The organism is Pedobacter petrophilus, from assembly GCF_009674725.1.
GTDB lineage: Bacteria > Bacteroidota > Bacteroidia > Sphingobacteriales > Sphingobacteriaceae > Pedobacter > Pedobacter petrophilus.
The window spans coordinates 67,991-84,979 of the sequence record NZ_WKKH01000010.1 but is presented as its reverse complement, the minus strand read 5'-3'; the positions used below and the strand labels follow the sequence as shown (position 1 = coordinate 84,979).

Genomic DNA, 16,989 nt, shown 5'->3' with positions numbered 1-16,989 from the left:
TATACAGCTTTAATTCTATATTTGATTATCTTCAAAAAACTTATGATGAATATACGCTCCAATTTCTTCGTTAAAAAATTCTCTGTTTTTATAGTATTACTTGCCATATGTTTTTGTGGATGCAAACGAATTGTAAAATCGGATGATAGTGAAGATTCTACAGTTGATGATATTGAAGAGGTTTCTAAAGTTGAATATCAAAGAATCATGAGTTTAAAACTGCCTTTAAAAACAGTTTTAATAGATAAAATTTATTCATTAACCATCCCTGAGGGTTGTGATTTTGAAGTGGAAAAAGTTACTCCCGAAGAAGTTGTATTAGGAAATATAGATCTTGCAAAGATCGACACCAGTTTTCTAAGTATAAATTTAGGTGATTTTTTTAGTAAAAATGAAGGGCTCTATTCAGAGCAGGTTTACTTCATCCCGGCAAATGATTCGAAACGCTTTTCTATAGCTGATTTGAAAAAAGGTGATGAAAGAATAGATGCAGTTTACTATGAAGATGAAAATAGTATTATTTACGATCAGGGCGAAACGTTCTTTACCTATAACATCCAATATGATGAGGCAAAAAAATGTTTTCTCTTTTATAAAGCTGAAATCAGCTGGACTCAAAAATACCCTAAAAAGCAAAAGCTCGAACTTGCTGTACATTTGTTAAAACATGCAAAAAGCTTAACGGCTACAAATTATCCGCCGGCTAAATTTACATCCTGGAATGAGTATGTTCAAAATATGCCTGTTTTAGAAGTGAATTGGGTAAATAACATGTTCAGGAAAATTGAAAAGGAGCTTAAATTTTTTCTTGATCCAAATGACCAGGTTTCTCCACGAACACCGGGTAACTATACTTTTGTAGAGTTGTTTAGTCCTTCTCAGGAAGCTTTACTTAGTTTCTATAAAAGCATCGATCAGATTAAAAATAATCAGGTTATTGAGCCAGACTATAATTCTTCTCAGTTAATTTTAAACTTAAACAGCCAATATGCTTATCAATTAAAAGAAGAAACAGGCTGTTATGTAGTTACAAATAGTTCAAAAGTTAATGATGGATATTCAGCCCATACTTTCACAACTGTTTTTTGTCCGGTTGATTACAAGGGAAGAAATTTTATGCTCAAAACGGATAAAGAGCTAACGCCATCTAACGCTGATTTTTTTGTTAAAATGTTCAGCCATTTTAGCAAGCACTATACTTTAAATACAACTGTTAACCCATAACGATTCCGCCCTGATATGTCTAAAAATTATTTATTTCCGGTTCTATTTATTTTAGGTTTTAGTTCTTGTAACCCTGTTGGCAAAGAATTAACAGTACTAGAACTGGCAAACGGCGAAATTGTATCGGCAGAGAACGTGAGTTTAAAAAAGGGTGATGTAGTAACCATTTGGACTAAAGTTTCTACAAGTAGCAAAGATGAGGGTGGTGCATTCCAGGTCAAGTTCAATATAGAAAGTAAGGGGAAATCCCTCCTTCTGGATAGCTTAAATTTAAATGCTGAAGATCATGTGATCAATTCGAAAAAAACGGAGGAATCTTATAATCAAAGCAGTTCGACAGGCGACAGTACTGTTCATTACACTGTGCACGAGTATGAAACGGAAAGTAAGAAATTTACTGCACCAGCTGATGGAAAATATGCTTTCGATTTTAAACTCATTGACCGTTCCAATAACAGAAGTCTTTTCGGAGGTAAGATGGCCATTATACTACGAAAATCGTAGACAATTATTTAAATTTATCAATATAGATTTCAAACTCATCTCGGTTTTGCTTTCCAAAATATGGTGTGTAAAAGCACTTATGAAGAATATAATCTATAATATAATAGGTAATCATCATAGCCACGGTTCCAATCCACACAAACGAGATTAATTTTTTCTGAACAAAAGGCCAGAGGCCATCTGCAAAGTCGAAAAAGTCTTTAAGGTCAGCGTAGTATAAAATGATCACGGCTAAAAATGGGATAACTTTTGTGCTCCATTTAAATCTTGCCAGCAGTATAACCGATAGGCCAAACACCAGCAATTTGTAAAGCGGCTCAAAAGTTCTGTAATCTGCATTTAGCGAGAAATAATTATAGGTGTAATACAAAGTGAGTAATGCACAATAAATAATTAGGTGCACATTTCTATTCTGTTTTAATTTATCGATATAGGTGCTGGTTGCTTCCGGGTTTTGCTTAAAGAAAAGTAAAGAGAAGAAGGTAGCCAGATTAATTACCGGTAAAATAGACAATGTATTCACCACACCAAAGTAACGTTTTAGCGTAAAGTTTCGATATTGAATCAACGTGGCAAAAAACCTTCCGCAGAGGAAAAGCACAACCAAATTAGCTGTGATATAAAATAATGTGGAGAAGCCGATAGATGAAAAGGAGAAAGAAACTGAAAAGGCTGAAGAACCCATATCTAAAACCGAAAGCAGTAAAATAGGGTAACTAATCAGAAAACCCCATTTAAAGAAATTGGAGGTAACGGCCTGTTCATCTAAAGGATGTAAAATTTGTTTTGTACTATAAATTCTATTGGACAGATAAAAGAATCCGACTAAAACCGAGATCATTTTTAATGAGATGATGATAAATATAGTAGACACTAAAGCATCTTTCAAATAGAGATTACTGGTGCTGAAACTTCCGATAATATTATACAACGAATCTGGATCGGAAGAAAAGGTTGTACAAAAAATTAGAGTGAAGATAAGTTGAATTATGGTTGCCTTAATTTTAGAGATATGAGGAGGTTTTGCTTCTGCTTTAAAGTAGAAAACAGCAAATATCGCAATTGGCAACAGGAAAGAAAGCGTATTAATAACCTGATAAAGTAAAGCGCTATTGGTGAAATTGAAATGATAATCAATAAAACTCGGCCAATCTTCTTTGAAAATATAATAAGGAGAGAATAATAATTGAATGATGATGGCTTTAGAGAACATTTTATTCTTGTAAAAATACCAGGCAAAAATCAAACTTTCCAGAAACCAGGTTAGCACCCTCCATAAGTAATCATATGTAACAGTCTCAGGTCCGTAGCTATTGATGAAGTAGCAGCTGATTTGCAGCAAGGCTACAATTACACCTAAAACCCAAATAGATTCGATTGCTTTTTGTTGTTTTTCACTGAAGAGCGTAGTCATAAGATCAATTTTGATTAGCGTACTATTTTAAGAAATAAAAATTTTTATATCAGCCTAAATTATGAAATTTAACCCAGTAAAAATTAAAAGAAAAACATGACCATTAACGAGGCGCAAGAAACAGTAGATCAATGGATCAATACCACAGGAATCAGGTATTTTAATGAACTCACAAATACGGCAATTTTAATGGAAGAGGTTGGCGAGGTGGCCCGGATTATGGCCCGGAAATATGGTGAACAATCATTCAAAAAAAGCGATGAAGAGGTAAACCTTGCCGATGAAATGGCCGATGTAATGTTTGTGCTGATTTGTCTGGCGAACCAAACCGGAATCAATTTAACAGATGCCTTTGAAAAAAACCTGGAAAAGAAAAGCATCCGCGATGCAGACCGGCACAAGAATAACGAGAAGCTGAAATAGGTAGTTCGGTTTAATCGGGGTTCGGAGTTTAGCCTACAAACTCCATCAACGTTCTATAAGCTACAAAACGGTTTTTAAACTTTTCGTTTAAATCCTCTTGTAAGGCGGGAGCATAAACCTGTTGATATTGGTCGTAATTTTCCTGATTTTCGGCCACATATTGTGTGCAATAAGTAACGCCTTCGTTCGGAGAATCCAAAACTTTTAACAAGCGGTTAGATACGAACATTCCGGTAGCCATTACCGCTGGAATATGAGTTTCCTCCATCCATTGCAACCATTCATCAGCTGCTGATTCTTCTAAAATTAGCGTAACATTATATAAAAGCATGTTGCAAAGATAGCTAAGTAAAATTTAAGAAAAAACTGACCGCCTATATTCTGTGCGCTATAATTATTTAAAAATCATTATGCTGAGTTTGGCTCAGCAACTCTATTGTGATAGTACCGAAATGGAATCACGGTAACGGCTTTACTTAGACGCCATCACCGCGTAGGTTCCTGAATCTTTTTCTGGCTTCAGCGCTAAACATACTGCCTGGATAATCCGTAACCAGCTTCTGAAAGTAGTGCTTCGCCTGCTCCATATCATTAAGTTTCTTTTCGTACAAATCGCCAAGCGTAAACAGAGCATCATCAGTCCAGATGCCATCTTTAAACCCGTCTGCTACCTTTTTCAGCATTTCTGTAGCCTTTATAAAATCGCCAGATTTAATAAAAATCTTCGCCTTACTCATTAAAATGGCATCAGCTAAACCATTCTGGGGATAAGCAATTGCGATGCTGTCTAATTTTTTTACAGCTTGCACAGGCAAATTTCTAAACAACAGCATCTCCGCATCAGCATACATTTTCAATGCATTGCTGTCTATTGGGGTTTGAATATTATCAGAAATCAGTAAGCTTAAATTAAGTGCATCATTAGCAATAAGTTGTGAGGTTGCTGCCTTAAGCACCTGACATTGACTATTACTATACTCAAAATTACCCTGATAGAACGAAAGTTTGGCGCTTCTAAACCTGGCTTCGTTGCCAATCGGCTGTCCTTCAAACTGCTTGCTTACCTGTTCATAAACTAAAAATGCTTCCCAGGGTTGATTGGTTAGAATGTAAACATCGCCTAAATCCAGTTTCAACTGACCAATTTCAGTCGAATTCATTCCAGGTAACTGTAAAGCTTCTTCGAGGCTTTTTTCTGCGTTACCCGGCTGATTTAGGTAGTAAGCCTGCAGATTCGCCAATTTTTTAATGGCGAATAATGTGTTTCTGTTCTTGCCGTTTTCTTCCAGCAAAACCTGATAATCTTTAGCTAAAGCTGCCAGTTCAGCTGCAGTGTATTTGCCAGAAGTTTGAAGGTTGTATTTGGTGCTTAACATTTCAATCTTTGCTGGCAGGTAATATTGGCTTTCCTTCCCTTTGGTTAGCAGGTATTCGTAAGCCTTAATTGCGGTTTCATAAGCACCATTATCTACAAAGGTATAAACCGCGTTAAATAAGGTTGCGCCATCTGCTTTGGTACGTTTATCAAAGGCGATTAACTGACGCAAGGCCATATCGAACTCTTGTTGCTGGATGTAATTCCAGGTTAAAAGCTTGATGTAAACTTCTGCATCTGGCTCTTTTTGGATTTTTCTCAATATGGCAGTCTGGAAAACCTGATAATCATTTTTATCTTCGAAGATCATCGCCAGCGTGCTTTCTGCTTGTGGCAGCAGCTGTGGGATTGATTTCAAAATATCCAGATATTCCTGCATCAGCATGGGCTTATCCTTTTTAAAACGGTAGATATTCAGCAGTTCAGGAGCAAAGAGCTGATCATCGCCCAACAATTTTCTTCCCTGTTTAAAAGTTTGTACCGCTAAATCATAGTTTTCAAACCGATAAAAGTTATTGGCCAGATTTCTGATTTTGAATTCGTCTTTTGGAAGTTTGGCAATGATTTCATTAAAAATTTTATTCGCTGCTCCAACATCACCTTTTTCCTGATAGAGTTTGCCGAGTGCAATCGGATAAGCATCATCTCCCGGGTTTTGCTTTAAAATTTTTTTCACCAGTTTTTCGGCCACCTCATAACGGTTAAGCTTAATCAGTGTATTAAAATAAACATCGAAATATCCCTGATTATTGGGATTGACCAGGATTTTTTCTAACAAAACTGCGGCCTTTTCATAATCACCATCCCGATAATATTGTATAGCTAAAGCCGTTTCATCGTTGTTGAAAGATTGATTGTTGCGTGAAATCTGTGCCTTTACACTAAAGCTCAATAGAAAAAAAGCGAAGACGATTAAACGAGTCATAATCCTGGTTTGTGAATTTTAAATGTAGCAAAAAGCCCTCAAAGGTAAAAGCTTTACTACTAAAGATTGGCTAAATGGATTTAGTTTGTAGTGTGCAGCATGTCCGAAAATTCTAATAAGAATGTTACCTGTATTTTGGTTTGTCTGTTTCTGATAAATACTAAATTGACCACCATGCCTGCATTCACAATCAAAGTAACATTGTTAGTGTAAAGCATAGTTAAGTGGTTGGGATGCCTATTTTTGTTGTCCCGGTGAGGAATTATTTATGCTAAAACAAATTATTCTATTGATTTTTATTGCTGTACTCTGTGCTTGTAAAAGTTCGGATAATGTGAATATTATTCCGGTGGATGATTTCTTTAAAACGCAGGATAAGGCTTATTACCGCATTTCTCCTGATGGAAAAAGCCTTTCTTATTTAAAGCTTCAAGATAAAAAATTAGATCTTTTCGTAGAAAATCTGGCCACGGGAAAGAGTGTTCAGCTCACTCACCTCACAGAAAAATCAATCAGTTTTCATTTCTGGACCAGCAATAATGAATTGATTTACTATACGGAAGATGATACTAAAGAGCGTAAATCAGATCTTTTTGTGATCAATAAAAATGGTAGTAAACAAGTTCAGCTTAGCTCGAATGAGAAAACCCGCGTGCGCGTTATTGAAGATCAATTGATTGATGATAAGTATATTATCGTTGCTTCCAACAGGAGAGATTCTACCGTTTTTGATGTTTACCGCTTAAATGTACGTGATGGAAAAATGGAAATCGCGGCAAAAAATCCTGGTAATATTACCGAATGGATGACCGATAATAAAGGGATTCTCAAGATCGCTGTAGCAAGTGATGGCGTAAATGAAACCTTGCTGTACCGTGAAAATGAAAGTAAACCATTCGCGCCTGTAATTACCAATAATTTCGAAACAACATTTCAACCTGTGGCATTCCCGGAGAATGAACCCAATGTATTATATGCTATCTCTAATGCCAACAGAGATAAAAATGCATTAGTGGCACTGGATTTAAAAACGGGTAAAGAGAAAAAAGTATTGTTTGCCAATGATACGCTCAATGTGGTAGAAACCAGTTATTCCAGAACGCAAAATAAGATTATGTTCGTAACCTGCGAAACCTGGAAAAAGCAGAAATACTACCTTGATGACAGTTCAAAATTCACCTATAGCAAAATAGATAAACTTTTGCCGGGTACAGAATGGCGGATCATGGATAAGGATAAAATGGATAATGTTTTTGTGGTGAGAACGTTTACAGATAAAAATCCAGGTTCTTATTATCTCTATACCGCCAGCGAAAATAAGCTTAAGAAACTTACAGATATTAATTCATCTATTAAGGAAGAAACGATGAGCGCTATGAAACCGATAAGTTTCAAAAGCTCAGATAGTTTAACCATTAACGGTTATTTAACGTTTCCAAAAGGTAAAAAGCAAACAAATCTCCCAGTAGTTGTTTTGCCACATAATGGTCCGGGTGGGCGAAATTCCTGGGGTTACAATGCAGAGGTGCAGTTTTTAGCCAACCGGGGTTACGCCGTGTTACAGGTAAATTATCGTGGCTCAACCGGATATGGAAAATCCTTTTATGCAGCAGGATTTAAACAATGGAGCGATAAAATTCAGGAGGATGTAAATGATGGTGCGCGCTGGCTCATTAAGCAGAAGATCGCAAACCCTAAAAAAATTGCCATTTATGGAAACGGTTTTGGGGGTTATATTGCATTGAATTGTTTGTATAAAAATTCCGATATTTATAGTTGTGGAGGATCCAATTCTGGAGTAATTAACTTGTTTAGTTACCTGAAAGGAATTCCGCCATTCTTAAAGTCGAACTTACAGATGTACTATGAAATTATTGGCAACCCGGTAACCGATACAGATTACCTGCGTTTTGCATCTCCCGTTTTCCATGCAGACCGGTTTAAATCGCCGATTTTTATTGCACAGAACCCTAAAGATCCAAGGGTAAATGTGGCCGAGGGCGTTCAATTTATTAAAGAGCTTAAAAAAAGGAATGTACCCGTAACTTATATTGAAAAGGAAGAAGGTCCGAATCCAGTTAAAAGACAGCAAGGGCGAACCGCCTTGTACAAAGCGTTAGAAGAATTTTTAAAAACTAATATCAGTAAAAAATAAGCTATGGCGCTCGATAAGAAAAGCGGCTATCGCAAAAATTTCTCGCTTGGTGTTACTTTCATTGTATTAATCTCGATCTTATTTATACTCTCTCTCTTTTTGGCTTTCAACTTCAGTAAGAAATCTATAGAAAATGAGTTTGTATCAGAAAAAGTAAATGTTCTGGAGCAAAGCATAAAGCCCTATAACGATTTCTTTCAGAATAAAATGCCTGAGATTTCCTACTATAACGGGTTCTTGGATTCTGCCACAGCTGCAAAATTTGTAGATACCATTATTGTAAAATATCCATTTGTTTCCAGGGTTACATTTTATGATACAGAAGTAAAAAATGTTGCCGTAAAAGATGGAATGAATGTAGGAAACCTATCCATTGGTCCGAAATCTATTTTCCAATTTGGCCGAGGTATTTCACCAGATTCTATCAGGCTATTTTCTGAAGCCGATACACGTTCTTTTAACGTAGGCGATGACTTTAATGCCATGGCTTATAAACTGGTCACCTTCGTTGATCAGCTAGATACTACTGCTGTTCCGACGCAGGAAGCACTTTTTACTAATTTCTCCGTCGTAAATTCAAATAAGATTACTTATCTGAATATTCCAAGAATAGAAGACTTAAAAATCTATAAAGACATGATGCGGCGCAAACTTAATTTGTTGCCGGTGTATCAACAAGATATGTTGGTGTTTCAACTTGATCCAAATAAGATCAAAGTAGAAAACACCCGGCCCTTGTTGTATCAGAAGATTCAGGTAGAACCTTTAACTTACGATCCAATAGATACTTCAGAGGAAAATATGACGACTGAGATTGCCCTGCCAGGTGCCTTCTCTGATTTTAAATTGTATTTTACCAGTTCTAAATCTTACATTAAAAAGGAGATATTCATCTATTTTATGCCGATTGCACTCGTTTTGCTTTTGGTTTATGGTGTACTGCTTTTGGTTGCTTTTTTGATCTACCGGAACCTGAATATCAATAGTAAAATGTTCAAGCTCCAGTACGATTTTGTAAATAACCTTACGCATGAGTTTAAAACGCCGGTTAGTGTGATTAAGATCGCAGGTAATAACATCAAAAGTGCAACAGCTTTGAGCCAGAAAGAGCAGCAGCTTTATGGTAAAATATTAGATGAAGAAGCCGATAAGCTGAATGGCTTGATGAATAAACTATTGGCCTTTACGCAGATTGAAAATAAGGCCATCAAACTAAATCAGGAAACGGTTAACATTCGTGATTTTATCGAAAGCACCATCGAATCGCATACCTTGAAACACCCTGATTTTAAGATGAGTTATGAAGTGGTTGGATTTAAAACCTTCATTACCGATCCGGTGTTGTTAGGTAGTCTGTTTGATAACCTTGCTGAAAATGCTTACAAATATTCCAAGCCAGAAAATAAGAAGCTTCACATCAGTGCCAAGCTCATTAAAGGTGTACTGGTATTTCGTTTTGCAGATAAGGGGATCGGAATTGCTTCAAGTGAATTGAATAACATTTTTAAGAAGTTTTTCAGAATCCAGAATGAATATAACCAGATGGGAAGCGTAGGCCTTGGTTTGGCTTTTTGCAAAGAACTGGTTAACTTTATGGATGGAGAAATCTCCGTTAAAAGTAAAGTGGGCATGGGTACTGAGTTTAAGATCGTGCTGCCGTATAATAGTTAAATTTAAGGAGTTGAAAAGTTAAAGGTTGGAAGGTTGTAAAGTTGAGTTTAACCCTTTAAACATTACAACGTTTCAACATTACAACCGCATATAAAACACACATAAATGTCTAAAGAAGTAAAAATATTAATTGTAGAAGATGATGAAAATCTTCGCTTTTTAGTTGCACATCGTTTAAAAACTGAAGGCTATCACGTCCTGGAAGCAAATGATGGTGAATCGGGCGAGCGGATGATTATTGCTGATCAACCTGATATCGTTTTGTTGGATTGGATGATGCCCGGTAAACAAGGTGCCGAAGTATGCGAGAGTGTTCGTAAACAGGGATTTGAAAACCTGGTAATTATGATGACGGCTAAAGCTCAGGATGTTGATAAAATTGATGCTTACAACTTTGGTGCATCTGATTACATCACCAAGCCATTTAACATGGATGTATTGGTGGCTATGCTGGAGAGTAAGGTGAAGTTCATCGTAAATAAAGATACTGCCGAAATTCACCGTTTTGGTAATATGGAGCATCACCCAAACATCCATACGTTATTCAGAGATGGGAAGAAAATTGAATTGACGATTTTAGAGAACAGAATCTTGCTTTATTTCTTGAGAAACCCAGGCAAAGTAATTAACCGTGATGAACTGATGTTGGTGGTTTGGGGTTATAACTCTGATGTAAATACCCGTACGTTAGATATGCATATTGTGCGCTTACGTAAGAAAATAGAATTGAATCCTGATAATCCGCAATTGCTGCAAACCGTTCGTGGTGTTGGCTATCGTTTTAATGCGGGATAATATAAATGATTGAGTTTTGAATGAGTGAATGAGTGAATGAGGAGTGTTTTCGTGCAATACCTTTCATTCTCTCATTCATTTATTCATTCCTTAACCTCTCTTCAATGTAAAAATCGTTATCTCCGGCAATACACCAACTCTGCCAGGATAACCTAAAAACCCATAGCCAACATTCACATAAAGCTGCTGTTTTTGCTCCTGGTATAGACCAGCCCATTCTTTGTAAATGTATTGAACGGGGCTCCATTGATATTCTTTCAGGCGCACGCCGAATTGCATGCCATGGGTATGGCCGCTAAACATGGCATCAATCTGGGGATATTTCTGCAATACTTCGCCACGCCAGTGTGATGGATCGTGGCTTAATAATAATTTAACTGGTAAATCATCTGTGTTCTGAACCGCCAGTTCCATCTTGCCGTATTTAGGAAAGCGGCCCATTCCCCAGTTTTCGATTCCTAAAATGCCAAGTTCTTCACCATCAACCTTTAACCTGCGGTGTTCATTCATTAACAGGTCATAACCCATTACCTTATGTACATCTACCATGTCTTTCAGATTTTTTACCTTGGCAGGAGAAGTTTCCTTTCCAAAATAGTAATCACCATAATCATGGTTTCCGAGGGAAGAATATACCCCAAGCGGTGCTTTTACTTTTGAAAATATATCCTGATAGTCTCTTACTTCATTGGTGAGGTTGTTTACCAAATCTCCGGTAAAGAAAACGAAATCTGGTTTTTGGGCCATCAGGAGTTCAACTCCTCCTTTAACAGCAGTTTTGTTATAGAAGCTGCCAGAGTGGATGTCTGAAATTTGCGCCATGGTAATCCCATCAAATGCTTTGGGAAGATTAGGCAGAATTAAATTTACTTTTCTAACCTGATAATCATAAGCGCCGGAAATGATTCCACAACTCAAAGAAGTTAAAGGAACTGCAGCGGCGACTAAACCTGCTTTAACTAAAAATTCTGAACGCGAAATCTGGTCTGTTTCGGCTATCGGTGCTATTGGTGTAACCTCTTTTTTCCTAAATAACTTGATAAAAAGTCTTCTCAGATCATCCAGAATTAAAAACGGCAGCATGGCCATTTTACAGGCAACCGTTAAAAAGAATGCTACTAAAATTATTGCCCTTAATGTTAAAAAAAGATTGAGGTAAATTCCGGCAAAAACGCCTATAATCAGCAGGATGCTATAACTCCAGTATAAAATGGTAAATATTTTTTTTGTTGATGGTTTCCACTTTTTGAAAACTGAAATAATTGCCTTGAAGCAATAAATATCGAAAGCAAGAATAAAAATACAGGCGGCAATGATAAAAGGTAATCTTCCCATTTGGAATATGGTTTATAAATAAAAAAAGCTTCGACGGCTTTCTGTCTTATTTGATAGAAAGCTGTCAAAGCTAGTCATTTGTATAATTTAAATGTTATCTAAAATCGTCTTCGTCCTCTTCTTCATCAAACTCAGCATTAAATAAACTGCCGAACATATCGCTGAAACTAAAACCGCCGTTTAAGAAGTTTTTGCTCAGTTGAGAATATTCAGCCAGTCCATGTAATACGAATTCCATTAATAGCAAAGTTTGGTTTTCGCTTAATTTTGGGTGAAACTTTTTAACGGTATCGTATAAGTTTGGTACCAGCATCAATGCTTTTTTATATTGGGCATTGGTTAAACTATCGGTTACATCAACATTGTTTCCTTCAGTAAACCATTCTGTAATTGCGGTATAAGGATTTGCTTCTTTTGTTTTCTTAGCTTTTTCAGGATCAGGGAAATAGCGTGCAAATAAGGTTTTTACCGCTTTCCCAATTAGCGTGGTCGCTACATGTGCAGGTCCTTCCAGCTCGCCTTCATAAACCAGTTCAATTTTCCCGGTGATGGCAGGGATAATTCCGGCCAGATCAGACAGGCGAACAGCGGTATTTTTTTCACCGGAGATCAGCATTCTTCGTTCAGCTGTGCTGATTAAATTTTCGTAAGCCGAAATGGTCAACCTTGCCGAAACACCGGATTTTTGATCAATATATTCGCTTTTACGCGCTTCAAAGGCAATTTGCTCAACTAAATCTTTCACTAAGCCATCTGCCTCGATATTTGCACGTTGCGACTCCGTTAACTTTGCTTCCTGGAAAGTAATTTTACGGGAAATTTCAATGCTTTTTGGATAGTGGGTTAAAATCTGACTTTCAATCCGATCTTTCAAAGGGGTTACGATACTTCCACGATTGGTATAATCTTCCGGGTTTGCGGTAAATACAAATTGAATATCTAAAGGCAAACGCAGTTTGAAACCACGAATCTGGATGTCTTTCTCTTGCAACATGTTGAATAATGCCACCTGAATCCGCGCCTGCAAATCCGGCAATTCGTTAATCACGAAAATACTACGGTGTGCACGTGGAATTAATCCGAAGTGAATTACGCGTTCATCGTTATAGGTTAACTTTAAAGTAGCCGCTTTGATCGGATCAACATCACCAATTAAATCGGCAACAGTAACATCAGGCGTGGCTAGTTTTTCAGTATAGCGGTCGCTGCGGTGCAACCAGGCAATCTCTGTATCATCACCTTTGGTTGCAATTTCATTTCTTGCAAACCAGGAAATTGGATTCAGTGGATCATCAAAAATTTCACTTCCGGCAACATAAGGCACATACTCATCCAGCAGGTTAACCATTAAACGGGCAATCCGCGTTTTCGCTTGTCCGCGTAAACCTAAAAGTAAAATATTATGGCGGGAAAGAATGGCCGTTTGCAACTCTGGAATTACGGTTTCATCATAACCGATAATACCTTCAAACTCTGTTTTTTTATCGCGGAGAACGGTAATTAGATTTTCTCTAAGCTCTTCTTTAACCGATCTTGATTTATATCCTGTTGTTTTTAATTGACCTAATGTGGTGTTTTGCATCTTTTTAAAAAGGGGTTTAGGGTGTAAGGTTTAGGGTTTAAGGCCTGTATTGTGCACCAAAATCTCTCTAAATCTTCCCATGTTTTAAATATTTTTCTAAAGTTGTATGCTGGCTGTGGTGATTACCTTAAACCTTCGGCCTTTCTACCTTCAACCTTATTTTACTGTTTTTCTTCTGTTTTTAATGTAATCTTCAAAAATGTATTCGCCCAAGCCGTTTAAAGAACTATAAAATGCTCTTCCACCATTAATTTCGGTAAACTGGCGGACAAATTGTTGCAGATATGGATCTTTGGCAATCATGAATGTGGTGATTGGAATTTTTAAGCGCTTACATTGCGCCGCCATATTCAAGGTTTTGTTAATCACCTTCCTGTCTAAACCCATGCTGTTTTTATAATACTTGCCATTTTCTTTCAAACAGGTTGGTTTCCCATCTGTGATCATAAAAATTTGTTTATTATGCGTTTTCCTCCTGCGAAGCAGATCGGTTGCCAGTTCCAATCCGGCGAAAGTATTCGTGTGGTAAGGACCAACCTGAAGGTAAGGCAAATCTTTTACCGTAATTGGCCAGGCATCATTTCCGAAAACTACAATATCCAAGGTGTCTTTCGGGTATTTGGTTTTGATTAATTCGGCCAGTGCCATTGCTACTTTCTTTGCAGGGGTAATCCGATCCTCCCCATACAAAATCATGGAATGTGAAATATCGATCATCAACACCGTTGAGGTTAAGGTTTTAAAATCCTTTTCTTCAACTTCTAAGTCTCTGTCCGTTAGGGTAAAATCGCCAATACCATGATTAATCTGCGCATTTTGAATCGAGGCAGTCATGTCAATCTGGTCTAAACTATCGCCAAAACTATATTCCCTTCTATCGGCATTCTTCTCTTCGCCAATACCGGATTGATTGCTGTTGTGATTTCCACGGCCAGATTTTTTTAGTTTTCCAAAAATTTCATCAAGGGCAGATTTGCGAATCGTTTGTTCAGTTTTGGCGGTAATTTTAAATTCTCCCGACTTATTATCTTCGGTCAGGTAGCCTTTATCCTTCAATTCATCAATAAAATTGCCGATGCCATAATCATTATTAGTTAATTTATATTGCTTGTCGAGTTCATTCAGCCAGCTTAAAGCCTCTGCCGCATCTCCTGCTGTATAATTTAGCAATTCGCTAAATAATTTCAGCAACTCATCGAACCCACCTTTTGGCGTATCGCCAGGCTTGTAATCAGAAAAACGAAAACCTCTCATGTGTTTTTAATAACGGATATCCGAAGGTAAAAGTTTCAATTTGGATTAATTTAAGCGTGATGTCATATTTAGGTGGTAGGGAAGACGTTAATGGTTTTTCGTTTACCGTTTTTAATTGATCGTTGTTTAGCGGTAGTCTGACTTGTTTATTATTCGCTTGCGCTCTTTTTAACTTGTGCTGCTTGCGTTCGTTTTTGGCGAGTGCATAATATCAGCACGACTGCGCCGTACTCACAAAGAATAAAACCACATAAGCCCGTTTTTTAGAAAAGAGGTAATAATTCCAATGTAATTATAATGGCATTATTACTAAGTGCTTCCAGTTCAATTTGCCCCAGCTCCCAAAGCGCTAAACCATCTCTGGCATGTAGCAATCTGCCTTCCACTTCAAATGCCCCATCAATAACAAAGGTGTAGAATTTATGCCGGCTGTTTTTTAACTGATAAATCACCTCTTCCCGCCCTGCGAAAAGGCCAGCTGTTAATCGAAAAGGAAGTTTCGGATGAGAGATAATGTCGATGAGTTGATGCTGATTCTTTTCGAAATCAAAATGAAATAACATTTCACTTGCTTTGAGCAAAAACAGATCAGTCTTAATTCCGAGTTGGATATAATTAACCGTATCGGTTGGATAAGGATTGCTGATTTCCAAAACCTCACCCTTACCTAAGTTTAAAACCTGAATTTGTCCGGCTTCTATTGTAAATTCCTTATTGCCCTGCACCACATCAATCCCGCCGGTAACAGGCATAAATATTTGATAGGAATCTTCCTTAGATAAGAAAAAAGCCATTTTACCTGCAGCCACATATTCATCATTGCATATAAATAAATCGCCAAAAGGTTCTTTATGCTCACTATAATACTGATCGAAATTAAAGGTACTGTATCTTCTGATAATAGAAGTTTCGGTTAAGCCTCTTTGATCAGCGAGATATATTTTTCCTGGTGAAATGCCCATAAATTAATCGATGTTTTTTATAGAATGGATGCTTACAAAAGGTTGAATTTGAAACAAGTTTGTAAACGTTTCTTCTGCTGCGATAGCTGTATATTGAGATACCAAAAGCATGTTGTTTATGGTATTATGCCACACAAGCGGCTTTGAAAAAAAATTAATGGCAACTTTGTGTTTTGATATATCGTTGATGTCAGAGTTGATGATTTCGAATTTGAAATGCTCAAAAGTCAGAAAGCGTCTGCCTAGTTGATCCAAAATATCTGGGATAATTCCATTCAACTGCCTTAAATAGCCTGTTATTGCGGCACTAACCAGAAAGTGAAGTTTCTCTGCACCTTCTGCGTTCAGCAATAATTCGGCAAAGGTTTGGTATTTCTGTTCAGTGTTGTAAAGTTGCGACTGCATCCTGAACTCGGTAAAGCTATCTTCATGCACAAATTTATCCCAATGGTTGATGCTGGTGGTATCAATAATTTTTCGGTAACAAAGCGTAATCACATTCTTCGGCATGGCGTAAAAGTAAAAAAGACGTTAAGAAATCCCTAACGTCTGGTAAATTAAACAGAAAGAAATGTTAGGCGCTAACGTTTAATTTGAAAGTAAGGTCGAAACCCGGGGTTAAAGATCCATTTACGGCTGCAATTTCCAGGCCCGTTTTATCATCACTAAAAATATTATCGGCATTATTATAGGTATAGCCGTTCATTCCCTTGCTGTAACCATTTACCAATGCTACTCCTGTGCCTGCTCCCTCCGGGAAAGCAATTTGCGTTACTTTTAGTGAAGTACCTGCTGCGTTGTAAACGTGAACATGAATATGTGTGGCGCGTCCGCTATACCAGCCTGGAAAAATTGAGGTAAAAGTAACCAGTCCATTGGCATCTGTAGTTTGGCGGCCGCGAAGAAAGTGGACCGATTGGTAGTTGGTAGATTGTAGGCTGGTTCCGCCATATTCAGAATAATTTCCTTCAGCATCGCAATGCCAGATATCTACAATGGCACCGGCAAGCCCCGCGCAACTGTTATTTAAGTTACCAATAGTAATTTTTGCGGTGAGTTTGTAGCCTGTTTTGCCATCGGTAATGTCGCTGCGCACGTAAGATGTGGGAACTTTTGTTGGAAAAGGACCTTCGGTTTCGGTTGGCGCAATGGAGCAGGTGCCGTTAGTGCTGGTGTTGGTTCCAGCCGTACCAGATGTGTTGCTATCTGCAACGCTGTTGTTTTTGCAAGCTTCGATAATTACTGGAGCAGAGATTGCACCAATCATTAAACTCCTGATAAAATTTTTTCTTTCCATGTTTTGATTCGTTTGGCTTAATGTTCCCCAAGGTTGATATAATTTCGGAACCTGGCAAGCAGGTCTCGATGGA

At 37.5% G+C, this 16,989-nt stretch carries 15 protein-coding genes; 6 read left to right on the top strand and 9 right to left on the bottom strand.

Translation table 11 applies throughout. The features are described from left to right. The first annotated feature begins 42 nt into the window (after positions 1 to 42). Together GJU39_RS08755 and GJU39_RS08750 are read left to right on the top strand one after the other, a co-directional pair. A complete protein-coding gene (locus tag GJU39_RS08755) occupies positions 43 to 1,224 on the top strand; it encodes a hypothetical protein (protein WP_154280412.1) in 1,182 nt (393 codons plus the stop codon). 15 nt (positions 1,225 to 1,239) lie between these two features. Further along, positions 1,240 to 1,728: a hypothetical protein gene (locus GJU39_RS08750; protein ID WP_154280411.1), complete on the top strand. Its 489-nt coding sequence runs from the start codon at positions 1,240 to 1,242 to the stop codon at positions 1,726 to 1,728. Between the two features lie 4 nt (positions 1,729 to 1,732). Here GJU39_RS08750 and GJU39_RS08745 read toward each other — a convergent pair whose 3' ends face one another. Further along, on the bottom strand, positions 1,733 to 3,142 hold the full coding sequence (locus GJU39_RS08745; RefSeq protein ID WP_154280410.1) for a hypothetical protein: 1,410 nt from the start codon (positions 3,140 to 3,142) through the stop codon (positions 1,733 to 1,735). A gap of 96 nt (positions 3,143 to 3,238) precedes the next feature. Between GJU39_RS08745 and GJU39_RS08740 the strand changes: the two genes are divergently transcribed. Next, positions 3,239 to 3,565 carry a nucleotide pyrophosphohydrolase gene (locus GJU39_RS08740; protein ID WP_154280409.1) on the top strand — a complete coding sequence of 109 codons (327 nt, stop codon included), beginning with the start codon at positions 3,239 to 3,241 and terminating at the stop codon, positions 3,563 to 3,565. Between the two features lie 28 nt (positions 3,566 to 3,593). Here the strand turns inward: GJU39_RS08740 and GJU39_RS08735 are convergent, their stop codons facing one another. Both GJU39_RS08735 and GJU39_RS08730 read right to left on the bottom strand, forming a co-directional pair. Further along, a complete protein-coding gene (locus GJU39_RS08735; RefSeq protein WP_154280408.1) occupies positions 3,594 to 3,896 on the bottom strand; it encodes a DUF4286 family protein in 303 nt (100 codons plus the stop codon). A gap of 145 nt (positions 3,897 to 4,041) precedes the next feature. Next, a complete protein-coding gene (locus tag GJU39_RS08730; protein ID WP_154280407.1) occupies positions 4,042 to 5,865 on the bottom strand; it encodes a tetratricopeptide repeat protein in 1,824 nt (607 codons plus the stop codon). A 268-nt stretch (positions 5,866 to 6,133) separates the two neighbouring features. Here GJU39_RS08730 and GJU39_RS08725 point away from each other — a divergent pair, with 268 nt between their 5' ends. From GJU39_RS08725 to GJU39_RS08715, 3 genes are all read left to right on the top strand, one after another. Further along, complete coding sequence (locus GJU39_RS08725) at positions 6,134 to 8,020, top strand: S9 family peptidase (RefSeq protein ID WP_154280406.1); 1,887 nt, start codon at positions 6,134 to 6,136, stop codon at positions 8,018 to 8,020. Positions 8,021 to 8,023: 3 nt separating this feature from the next. Next, the gene (locus tag GJU39_RS08720) at positions 8,024 to 9,691 is read left to right on the top strand and encodes a sensor histidine kinase (RefSeq protein ID WP_154280405.1); all 1,668 of its coding nucleotides are present in this window, start codon (positions 8,024 to 8,026) and stop codon (positions 9,689 to 9,691) included. Positions 9,692 to 9,796: 105 nt separating this feature from the next. Then, positions 9,797 to 10,486, top strand: a complete 690-nt coding sequence (locus GJU39_RS08715) for a response regulator transcription factor (RefSeq protein WP_154280404.1) — start codon at positions 9,797 to 9,799, stop codon at positions 10,484 to 10,486. Positions 10,487 to 10,576: 90 nt separating this feature from the next. Here the strand turns inward: GJU39_RS08715 and GJU39_RS08710 are convergent, their stop codons facing one another. The 6 genes from GJU39_RS08710 to GJU39_RS08685 all read right to left on the bottom strand — a co-directional run bounded on the left by GJU39_RS08710 (position 10,577) and on the right by GJU39_RS08685 (position 16,916). Next, a complete protein-coding gene (locus tag GJU39_RS08710; RefSeq protein ID WP_154280403.1) occupies positions 10,577 to 11,821 on the bottom strand; it encodes a metallophosphoesterase in 1,245 nt (414 codons plus the stop codon). 94 nt (positions 11,822 to 11,915) lie between these two features. Next, entirely contained in the window at positions 11,916 to 13,403 is a 1,488-nt protein-coding gene (locus tag GJU39_RS08705; protein ID WP_154280402.1) for a sigma 54-interacting transcriptional regulator, read from the bottom strand. Positions 13,404 to 13,559: 156 nt separating this feature from the next. Continuing rightward, positions 13,560 to 14,657 carry a vWA domain-containing protein gene (locus tag GJU39_RS08700; protein ID WP_154280401.1) on the bottom strand — a complete coding sequence of 366 codons (1,098 nt, stop codon included), beginning with the start codon at positions 14,655 to 14,657 and terminating at the stop codon, positions 13,560 to 13,562. Between the two features lie 263 nt (positions 14,658 to 14,920). Then, positions 14,921 to 15,619: a pirin family protein gene (locus tag GJU39_RS08695; RefSeq protein WP_154280400.1), complete on the bottom strand. Its 699-nt coding sequence runs from the start codon at positions 15,617 to 15,619 to the stop codon at positions 14,921 to 14,923. A gap of 3 nt (positions 15,620 to 15,622) precedes the next feature. Further along, positions 15,623 to 16,129, bottom strand: a complete 507-nt coding sequence (locus GJU39_RS08690) for a hypothetical protein (RefSeq protein ID WP_154280399.1) — start codon at positions 16,127 to 16,129, stop codon at positions 15,623 to 15,625. 64 nt (positions 16,130 to 16,193) lie between these two features. After that, positions 16,194 to 16,916: a dioxygenase family protein gene (locus tag GJU39_RS08685; RefSeq protein WP_154280398.1), complete on the bottom strand. Its 723-nt coding sequence runs from the start codon at positions 16,914 to 16,916 to the stop codon at positions 16,194 to 16,196. Between the last annotated feature and the right edge of the window lie 73 nt (positions 16,917 to 16,989).

Excerpts from the sequence above, each read along its gene's own strand:
- GJU39_RS08690 (WP_154280399.1), bottom strand. The coding sequence starts at position 16,129 with ATGCCGAAGAATGTGATTACGCTTTGTTACCGAAAAATTATTGATACC.
- GJU39_RS08710 (WP_154280403.1), bottom strand. The coding sequence starts at position 11,821 with ATGGGAAGATTACCTTTTATCATTGCCGCCTGTATTTTTATTCTTGCT.
- GJU39_RS08715 (WP_154280404.1), top strand. The coding sequence starts at position 9,797 with ATGTCTAAAGAAGTAAAAATATTAATTGTAGAAGATGATGAAAATCTT.
- GJU39_RS08705 (WP_154280402.1), bottom strand. The coding sequence starts at position 13,403 with ATGCAAAACACCACATTAGGTCAATTAAAAACAACAGGATATAAATCA.
- GJU39_RS08700 (WP_154280401.1), bottom strand. The coding sequence starts at position 14,657 with ATGAGAGGTTTTCGTTTTTCTGATTACAAGCCTGGCGATACGCCAAAA.
- GJU39_RS08750 (WP_154280411.1), top strand. The coding sequence starts at position 1,240 with ATGTCTAAAAATTATTTATTTCCGGTTCTATTTATTTTAGGTTTTAGT.
- GJU39_RS08735 (WP_154280408.1), bottom strand. The coding sequence starts at position 3,896 with ATGCTTTTATATAATGTTACGCTAATTTTAGAAGAATCAGCAGCTGAT.
- GJU39_RS08730 (WP_154280407.1), bottom strand. The coding sequence starts at position 5,865 with ATGACTCGTTTAATCGTCTTCGCTTTTTTTCTATTGAGCTTTAGTGTA.
- GJU39_RS08695 (WP_154280400.1), bottom strand. The coding sequence starts at position 15,619 with ATGGGCATTTCACCAGGAAAAATATATCTCGCTGATCAAAGAGGCTTA.
- GJU39_RS08725 (WP_154280406.1), top strand. The coding sequence starts at position 6,134 with ATGCTAAAACAAATTATTCTATTGATTTTTATTGCTGTACTCTGTGCT.
- GJU39_RS08720 (WP_154280405.1), top strand. The coding sequence starts at position 8,024 with ATGGCGCTCGATAAGAAAAGCGGCTATCGCAAAAATTTCTCGCTTGGT.
- GJU39_RS08755 (WP_154280412.1), top strand. The coding sequence starts at position 43 with ATGATGAATATACGCTCCAATTTCTTCGTTAAAAAATTCTCTGTTTTT.
- GJU39_RS08685 (WP_154280398.1), bottom strand. The coding sequence starts at position 16,916 with ATGGAAAGAAAAAATTTTATCAGGAGTTTAATGATTGGTGCAATCTCT.
- GJU39_RS08745 (WP_154280410.1), bottom strand. The coding sequence starts at position 3,142 with ATGACTACGCTCTTCAGTGAAAAACAACAAAAAGCAATCGAATCTATT.
- GJU39_RS08740 (WP_154280409.1), top strand. The coding sequence starts at position 3,239 with ATGACCATTAACGAGGCGCAAGAAACAGTAGATCAATGGATCAATACC.